This window comes from Candidatus Nitrotoga fabula (genome assembly GCF_905221025.1).
In the GTDB taxonomy this organism is placed as follows: domain Bacteria; phylum Pseudomonadota; class Gammaproteobacteria; order Burkholderiales; family Gallionellaceae; genus Nitrotoga; species Nitrotoga fabula.
This window is the reverse complement of the sequence record NZ_CAJNBL010000025.1, coordinates 1-8,757: the sequence shown is the minus strand read 5'-3', so window position 1 is coordinate 8,757 and position 8,757 is coordinate 1. Positions and strand designations below refer to the sequence as shown.

The following is an 8,757-nucleotide window of genomic DNA, read 5'->3' as shown; positions in this document are numbered from 1 at the left end:
TGATGCGCTTGCATGGATAGGGAGCAAGGATAAACTGATGGTGGTATGTCGTTTATGACTGGATCAGAATGGCGGGAAAGGGTGATCGACTGGTTTACTGAATCTGTATTGAAGTGGATTCATGCATGTATGGATATGATTTTTTGTGTGGTTGTGCACGGTTATCTGGCTGACTGGCATGAAGAATGCAGACGGATCTGGGTACGGGCTGGTAGCGGACTGTGGAAGATTGAGAGCATCATTGCAGGAGAGTGCTGTCAAAAAAATAACAGAAGTTTGATCTATGTCAAATCATAATTAATTTATCCGCGTAGATTCGCGATCATTCACTACCCGATTTTTGCCTTTATAAAAATCCGTATCTTCAGGGTGTGACTGACGCGGTTTATACAAAAAAATCATTTTTTTTACGGCATAAAATTGTTGTTTTTGTATTAACTAAGTGGTGAATGAAATTACCTGGTCTGGGGCAAGTGGACAGCCGGGAAAAATTTTTTTTAATTAACATAGGGGTGACTAAATGATGGAAATCAAGAATAACATTGGCAGGCGCAGCTTTCTAAAGCTGTCCGCCACCGCTGGACTCGCTGTAATGGCCAACAACGCCTTTGCAGCTTCACCATTTCTGAAGCCGTATGTAGTTGACAACCCTCTAAAGTCGTACCCGAACAGAGACTGGGAAAAGGTCTATCGGGACATGTTCCATGTGGACAGCGAATTCATATTCCTGTGTGCGCCAAACGATACGCACAACTGTCTTCTGAAGGCCCACGTAAAGAATGACGTGGTGATCCGCATATCGCCATCCTACGGCTACGGGGATGCCGAAGACATGGACGGAAACCGTTCCAGCCACAGATGGGAACCACGGATCTGTAACAAGGGCATGGTAATGAACAGAAAGGCTTACTCTGACAGACGTCCGAAGGGCGCAATGGTCAGACTGGGCTTCAAGGCATGGTGCGAAGCGGGCTATCCGCGTACCGGTGCAAACGGCTTCCCTGACCCGAAATACCTGCAGCGCGGAAAAGAGCCATTCGTCAAACTGCCATGGACCGAAGCCTACGCACTGGCAGCAGGCGCACTGGAAAACATTGCACGTACTTACTCTGGCGACAAGGGTGCTGCTCTGCTGACCAGACAGGGTTATGACCCTGAAATGATCGCATCCATGCACGGCTGTGGCGTCAAGACCATGAAATTCCGTTCCGGTATGGCCGCTCTTGGCGTAATAAGAATCTACATGCTGAAGAGATTTGCACAAGGATTGGCGCTTCTGGACGCTTACGTAAGAAACGTGGGTCCGGACGAAGCAAGCGGCGCGAAAGTGCTGGACAGCTATTCATGGCACACCGACTTGGCACCAGGATGCCCAATGGTATCCGGTCACCAAATGCTGGATTACGAGTTCATGGCCTACGAGCATGCCAAGCTGATCGTATTCTGGGGTAACAACTTCGTCTGTACCAAGATGCCAGACCTTCACTGGGTGAGTGAATCCAGACTGAAAGGCGCACATATTGTTGACATCTCCATCGACTACCACGCAACCGCCAACAAGGCAGATGACGTAATCATCCTGCGTCCTGGTACCGACCCTGCGCTTGGCCTCGGCGTATGCCACTACCTCATCAAGCACAACTACTATGACGAGGATTACCTGAGAGCCAACACCGACATGCCTCTTCTGGTCAGGACAGACAACTGGAAAAACCTGAAAGCATCGGACATCATCCCGAATTACGAGCTGGCTGAACTTACCCACCACCTCAAGGTGATGAAGCCTGGCGAAAAGCCAACGCAACCAGTAGCCTTCCAGGCCACAGCCTTCGTTGCAGAAGACGTGCGCAAATTCTGGGGCGACAACGTAGTATGGGATCTGAATACCAACAAAGCAGTTCCTCTGACACGGGACGAGTGTGGCGCGCGCTATGCAGCGAAAGGCGTCAAATCGGCTCTGACAGGTGACTACGAGGTTACCCTGGTGGACGGCAAGAAAATCAAGGTGGTACCAGTGTTCCAGCTGCAAAAAGAATATCTGGAAGAATTCACGCCTGAGAACACCTCCATCATGACGGGCGTTCCGGTCGAAGCCATCGTAGATCTTTCCAACCTGTTCCACAAACACAGAGGCCAGGGCATCATCAGCACCGGCGCTGGAACCAACCACTACTTCAACTCCACCCTGAAAGACCGCGGTTTCATGCTGCTGGCAGCACTGACTGACAACGTGGGTCACGTTGGTGGATGCTCCTACGGTAACTATGTGGGTAACTACAGACAGTCCGTGTTTGGCGGTTTCGGTCAGTTCCTGATGGAAGATCCGTTCAATCCCGAGCTGGATGGCAGAAAGATGGTGACCAAGCTGGCTCACTATACCGATGACGAGTCTGCTCACTACTACAACTACGGCGACCGCCCTCTGAGAAACGGTACCCGTCTGCTGACCGACCCTGGTCACATGCCGGCACCTACCAAAGTACTGTGGCAGGCAAACTCCAACTCCTCCCTTGGAAACGCCAAAGGTCACTATGACATGGTCGTCAACACTCTGCCAAGATGGGAAGCGATTTTCTACAGCGACTGGAACTGGACCGCATCCTGCGAGTACTCTGACATCGTCTGGGGCGTGGACTCCTGGCTGGAAAACAAGCATACCGACATGGCCTGCTCCTGCTCCAACCCATTCCTGACCGTATCTCCGATCACCCCGATGAGGAGAGTCCAGGACACCGTTGGAGATGCAGAAGTGCCCGCTGGAATCTTCAGGGCCTTTACAGCCATGACCGGTGACCAAAGATTTGCCGACTTCTTCAAGTTTGTGGGCACCAATCCTGCCGGTAACCCATCCGACAGGGACTCCGAAGTATACGGACAGCGTGTTCTGAATGCTGGATCTGCTACCCGGGGAATGGTATTCGCCGAGATTCGCGAAAAAGCCAAGCGTGGTATCCCAAGCATCTTCATGTCCAGAACCTATCCACGTATCAGCGGATGGGAGCAGACTGCAGAAGGCGGCGGCCTGCCCTGGTACACCAAGAGCGGTCGTCTGGAATTCTACATGGATGATCCACGTCTGATCGATGGTGGTGAAAACATCACGGTATACCGTACTCCGATTGACTCCAGCCACTATGAGCCAAACGTAATTGTTGGGCACTGCCGTGCGTTCGCATTGATGGAAACTCCGGAAATGCGCGGCCTGGAAAGAATGGGCAACAGCCTGAAGATTGCCGAGAACAGACAGGGAAGAAACGTAATCCTGACGACCAAGGAACTGATGGCGACTACCCATCCGCTCCGTCCGCATGGATACGAATTCTGCTTCAACTCGCCAAAATACAGACACGGTGCGCACACCACACCGATCGACACAGACCTGATGACACTGTGGTGGGGTCCATTCGGAGATATCTACCGTCACGACAAGAGACAGCCGTCTGTCGGTGAAGGATTCGTGGACGTGAACCCGCTCGATGCCAAGAGATTCGGTATTGACGAAGGCGATTACATCTGGGTGGATGCAGATCCTGGCGACCGTCCTTACAAGGGTTGGAAGGAAGGAACACCGGAGTATGCTCTGGCCAGATTCATGGTTCGCTGCAGATACTTCCCAGGGATGTCCCAAGGTTCCATGCGGATATACTACAACGCGTACGCTGCAACCTACGGCAGTATGGAAGGTGCGAGGACCCGGGCTGACGGACTGGCCAAGAGCCCAAGAACCAACTATCAGGCGATGTTCAGATCCGGTAACCACCAGAGCTGCACCAGAGCTTGGATCAACCCGACCAACACGACCGACACCGTTGCCAACAAGAAGGTATTCGGACAGGAAATCATCATTGGTATGCAGAACGACGTTCACTGCGCCAACGGTGCTCCAAAAGAATCCTACGTCAAGATCGAACTGGCAGAAAAGGGTGGCGTGAACGGTGGCGTATGGCACATTGCAGCCAAGGGCTACAGGCCAACATACGAGAACAAGCAAATGAGGACATACCTCCAAGGCGCGTTCATTCGTAGATAATCATCTGGTGTATGGCCGCCGCCTTGCATAAAGGCGGCGATCTGGAAACTGTGAAATAATTTTGTAAATGGAGATCGATAATGGCAAGAGTTAGAAATTGGCAACTGGGCAGGGAAATGGATTATCCCTACGAGGAAAACAGGCCGGCGCGACAAGTCTGCATGTTGTTCGACCTGAACAAATGTATCGCCTGTCAGTCTTGTACCATGGCCTGCAAAACCACCTGGACAGCTGGTAAAGGTCAGGAAACCATATTCTGGAACAACGTGGAATCGAAGCCTTATGGATTCTACCCGCTGGCATGGGACGTGAAAGTTCTGGCTCTTCTGGGCGAAAATGCTCAGCCATGGGAAGGCAACGTATACAAAGGCACCACAATCTTTGAAGACCTGGGTATGAACCAGCGGCTCAAGGGATACCTGCCAGATGAAATGGACTATGCTCACCCGAACCTTGGCGAAGATGAGTGTCTGAAGATCCTGGATGGCGAAGGCGACTACATCAAAGGCCCAACCCACAAGAACTGGGGCTTCTTCTTCCCGCGGATTTGCAACCACTGCACATTCCCTGGCTGCCTGGCTGCCTGCCCGAGAAAGGCGATTTACAAGAGACAGGAAGACGGAATTGTTCTGATTGACCAGTCCAGATGCAGAGGCTACCGCGAGTGTGTTGCCGCTTGTCCGTACAAAAAATCGTTCTACAACGACACCGTACGTATCAGCGAAAAGTGCATCTCCTGCTATCCGAAAGTGGAAGCCGGCCTGATGACCCAGTGCACAACCCAGTGTATCGGTAAGATCCGCCTGTTCGGTTTCAGAACTACGGATTACGACAAGCTGACGAAAAAACAAGTCCGGGAAAACAACCCGTTTGACTTCCTGGTACACGTACGGAAGCTCGCATTGCCGATCTATCCGCAATTCGGTACCGAGCCAAACAACATGTACATTCCACCAGTACATGTGAACCCAGACTTCCTATCCCAGGTATTCGGGCCAGGCGTTGAAAATTCCATCAAGCAATACCGGAATGCGGGTAAGGATAAGGAACTGCTGGCTGCATTGCTGCTCTTTGGTGCTACCGAACGGATTTGCGACACGTTCAAGCTGGAAGGTAATGAAACGGTTGGTTACGATCCACAAGGGAAAGAGATTATTCGGGTTCCATTGACAGAACCTGTTTACATCAGGCAGGTCAAGAACTTGAAGACCGGCGCATTTCTTACCAATAACTCCTAAGGGGCGGAAGATGAAAAAACTGTTAATATCCGCATCATTGTTGATGCTTCCTGTTGTAACTCCTGCATTTGCGAGCGGAGGCCCAGCCAAGGATCTGTCGATTCCCATTATTTCTGCAGATAACCCTGGTCACTGGGGTGGTCATGAATACCATGGTTCCTTCAAAAGATTGCCACCCGTTCAGCTGGACGGAGGGGAGACCTATGTTGAAGGCGTGGTCAAATCCAAGAAAATCAAGGGAGAAATCCCGATGGATGCGGTGAACCGTACCTGGCACGAGGAAGATCCCGTAAGAGAAACTTCCTACAACCAGTACAACCAGAGCTGGGAGCAAGCCCCAGCGACGGTATGGAGCGATGCGCCTGCCACCGAAATTCAGATGGCACCGCAAAACTTGGTCATGCCTGGCCTGGTGGTTCCTACCGTTCCGGTGGTGAAGGTCAAGTCCGTCCACAACGACAAGGAAATTGCTTTCCTGTTGACCTGGTATGATGCCACCAAGTCTGAAACGGAAACCATGGAAGACAAGTTCTCCGATGCGATCGCCATCATGTTCCCGGTCAAAGACGGAGCGGAACCATCCTTCATGATGGGTGATGACGAGAATCCTGTTAATATCGTGTACTGGAAGGCCGCTTGGGAAAGAGATCTTGAATTTGGCTATCAGGACGTAAGAGATGCCTATCCTAACTATAACTACGACATGTATCCGGAAGTGATCCCAGCAATTGGTCAAACCATCGATACACCGATCAGACGTTATAACGAAGGACAAAGGCAATATCTGACTGCGCTCAAGCTGAGAAACATCAGCCGTGTTGATCCAGAAAGACTGACAGCGGTTGAAGAGCTGAATGCGGTTGGTTTCGGAACCCTGACCAGACAGGCGCAAAACAATTCAGTTGGCCATGGTGTAAGAAGATTTGGCTACTGGTCTGTTGTGATCAAGCGTCCGTTGAATACTGGTGACGTTCAGGATGCGGTACTGAAACCTGGTTCCAAGACCATGATGGCGATTGCTGCATGGGATGGTTTCAACAAGAACGACGGAGCAGGTGGTAACCGCGGACCACGCAAGAACTACTCAAACGGAGGCTGGGTGCCGCTTGAGATTGAATAAGAGTAACTGATGTGCAATTAGGGGGGCGGCGGTGAAACGCCGCCCCGCTTTTCGTTTAAGGGGAAAGAATGTTAGACACGAAATCCGAAACAGAATTGGCTCTTGCAAGGGCGGATGTGTACCGGTTTTTATCCATGGCCTTTATTTATCCGGATAAAGAAAAACTGGCAGAATTACATGAACTTGCCTCTGATCTGGACGCTTCATTAAACGTTCTTCCGTATGACATGCAGGAAGAATTTATGGCATTTGCCAGCCAGATTGAATCGGCCGATGTGACCGCCCTGCAACCGGATTATACTGAATTGTTCCTGACCCGCATGTTTTGCCCATCGACCGAAACGACGTACGGAAAAAACAGCTTTAACCAGCCGAATATTCTGGGCGACATCAGTGGGTTTTACAAGGCGTTTGGATTTGTAATGAACGATGACGCCAACTATGCATTTGACCAGGTATTTGTCGAACTGGAATTCATGAGTTTCCTGGAACTGAAGATCGCCTATGCTTTGGATCAGAATATGGAAGAACAGATCGACATCTGTCTATCTGCAGAGAGACGATTCCTGGAACAGCATATCGGGAAATGGACCGGTGTGTTCGGGGAAAACCTTGCTGCGAGAGCGAATGAAGCATACTACCGAAGCTTGGGTCTACTGTTATCCAAATTCATGGGCTCGGAACTGAAATATCATGGAATAGAAGTTGACAGCAGAATCAAAGAACTGTCGAAATCTGACTATGAGGGACCGGTTGAATGTCCTCAGAATTCCAGCGATGAAATGGATGAGCCTTTGCCGCTCCATTAACCGTTTTACACGATCCGTGTCATTCCCGGTCGCATGCCATTGTATGTCTTGCTATCCGCACTTTTGTACACCCCGCTGTTTTGAATAAAATCTACTTTTCTGGTTGATCGCCAAATACAGGAGATATTCATGAGCAATGACAAAGGGATGGGAAGGCGCCAGTTTTTTAGCCGGTTTATTCCCACACTCTCGGATACCATCATTGAAAAAACGAAAGCCGAACCCCATATGCCAGTGGTTCCGGCGAAACCTGGAATCGTAATGAATTCCAGCGTCGTAAGGCAATCCATCCCCATTGACCCGCCAGAACAGACACAGGAAACGGGTGAAGCTGGCGGAATCAAGTTTCCCTGGGTCGGGATGTAATCCAGCCATGATTATTGCCGGATAGTGCTGGATCAAGCCGGCCATTTGGCAGAAATCCTGTCTTTGAACAGGAGAGTACGGATGCTTGCGGGAAACGGCTGTTCGCATGTCTGAACGGCATGCAGAGAAGAATGCGGCCTACCTCTGTGCTGCACGGATAACCATTAATATCACGAGAATGTTTACATGACGAAAACGATTGAAATAAAGAATATGAGAGATACCCGGACCATCTCTGCTCCGGCGAAGGACTGCGGATATTTCCATGGCTGCCAGACGTGCGATGAAAATGACACCTGTAAACTGGATCGTGCCGCTCATAAGAAATGGCTGATCAACAAGCGGATGTCCATGATTAAATATAAGATCCTGGTTGGGAGCAACAAAGGGGGCGTAGGTAAAAGCACCACTACGGTCAACCTTGCCTTTGCCCTGGAAAAACTGGGATATAAGGTTGGCCTGGCGGACTCGGATCTGCATGGCCCCAATATTCCCAAAATGTGCGGCATAGAAAACGTACGATTGCGCGGCGACAAGGACGGCATCTCTCCGCACATCATGCCTGGAGGGTTAAAGGTGGCCTCCCTGGGCTTGCTGATTGAGGACAGAAATGAACCGATCGTCTGGAGAGATGCGGTCAAATATGAATTCATGATCGAACTGCTGGGTAACATGACCTGGGGAGAACTTGACTTCCTGGTAGTGGATCTGCCGCCTGGAACCGGGAATGAACTGATTACGATCATGGATTTCCTGCCCAATCTGGATGGAGTGGTTGTGGTAAGCACCCCGCAGGACGTAGCGCTGCTGGATGCAAGGAAAATGATCTCCTTTGTGAAGGAAAGAAACGCACCCATCATCGGAATTGTGGAAAATATGAGCGGCCTGGTCTGTCCGCATTGCAGCGGCGAGATCGAAGTGTTCAAGAAAGGGGGGGCAGAGAGTGTTGCGGCTGAGCTGGGCGTGCCGTTTATCGGTGCAATTCCGATGGACGGGGAAATCGCCGCCTGTGCGGACAAGGGAATCCCCGCAGTGCTCGCCCATCCGGATTCCCCCTCTACCAGGGCATTCATGGCCGTCGCCGAAAAATGTGCAAAATTCCTCGGGGCAGACCAGAACAGCAATAGCACAATCGCTTCTGAATGAAACAGGCCGAGTGTATCAGTAAAATTTTACAAGTGGTTGGATGATGAA

At 50.7% G+C, this 8,757-nt stretch carries 6 protein-coding genes; all 6 read left to right on the top strand.

All coding sequences use genetic code 11. From position 1 onward, the window contains the following. The first annotated feature begins 520 nt into the window (after window positions 1–520). Window positions 521–4,030 carry a molybdopterin-dependent oxidoreductase gene (locus KJA68_RS06580; protein ID WP_213036150.1) on the top strand — a complete coding sequence of 1,170 codons (3,510 nt, stop codon included), beginning with the start codon at window positions 521–523 and terminating at the stop codon, window positions 4,028–4,030. A gap of 80 nt (window positions 4,031–4,110) precedes the next feature. Then, on the top strand, window positions 4,111–5,268 hold the full coding sequence (locus tag KJA68_RS06575) for a 4Fe-4S dicluster domain-containing protein (RefSeq protein ID WP_246487094.1): 1,158 nt from the start codon (window positions 4,111–4,113) through the stop codon (window positions 5,266–5,268). 10 nt (window positions 5,269–5,278) lie between these two features. Then, window positions 5,279–6,388, top strand: a complete 1,110-nt coding sequence (locus KJA68_RS06570) for an ethylbenzene dehydrogenase-related protein (RefSeq protein WP_213036149.1) — start codon at window positions 5,279–5,281, stop codon at window positions 6,386–6,388. 68 nt (window positions 6,389–6,456) lie between these two features. Next, complete coding sequence (locus tag KJA68_RS06565) at window positions 6,457–7,197, top strand: TorD/DmsD family molecular chaperone (RefSeq protein WP_213036148.1); 741 nt, start codon at window positions 6,457–6,459, stop codon at window positions 7,195–7,197. Window positions 7,198–7,326: 129 nt separating this feature from the next. Further along, the gene (locus tag KJA68_RS06560; protein WP_213036147.1) at window positions 7,327–7,563 is read left to right on the top strand and encodes a hypothetical protein; all 237 of its coding nucleotides are present in this window, start codon (window positions 7,327–7,329) and stop codon (window positions 7,561–7,563) included. Window positions 7,564–7,749: 186 nt separating this feature from the next. Next, window positions 7,750–8,709 (top strand): Mrp/NBP35 family ATP-binding protein, encoded by a 960-nt coding sequence (locus KJA68_RS06555; protein ID WP_213036146.1) that lies wholly within the window; start codon window positions 7,750–7,752, stop codon window positions 8,707–8,709. Window positions 8,710–8,757 lie beyond the last annotated feature (48 nt).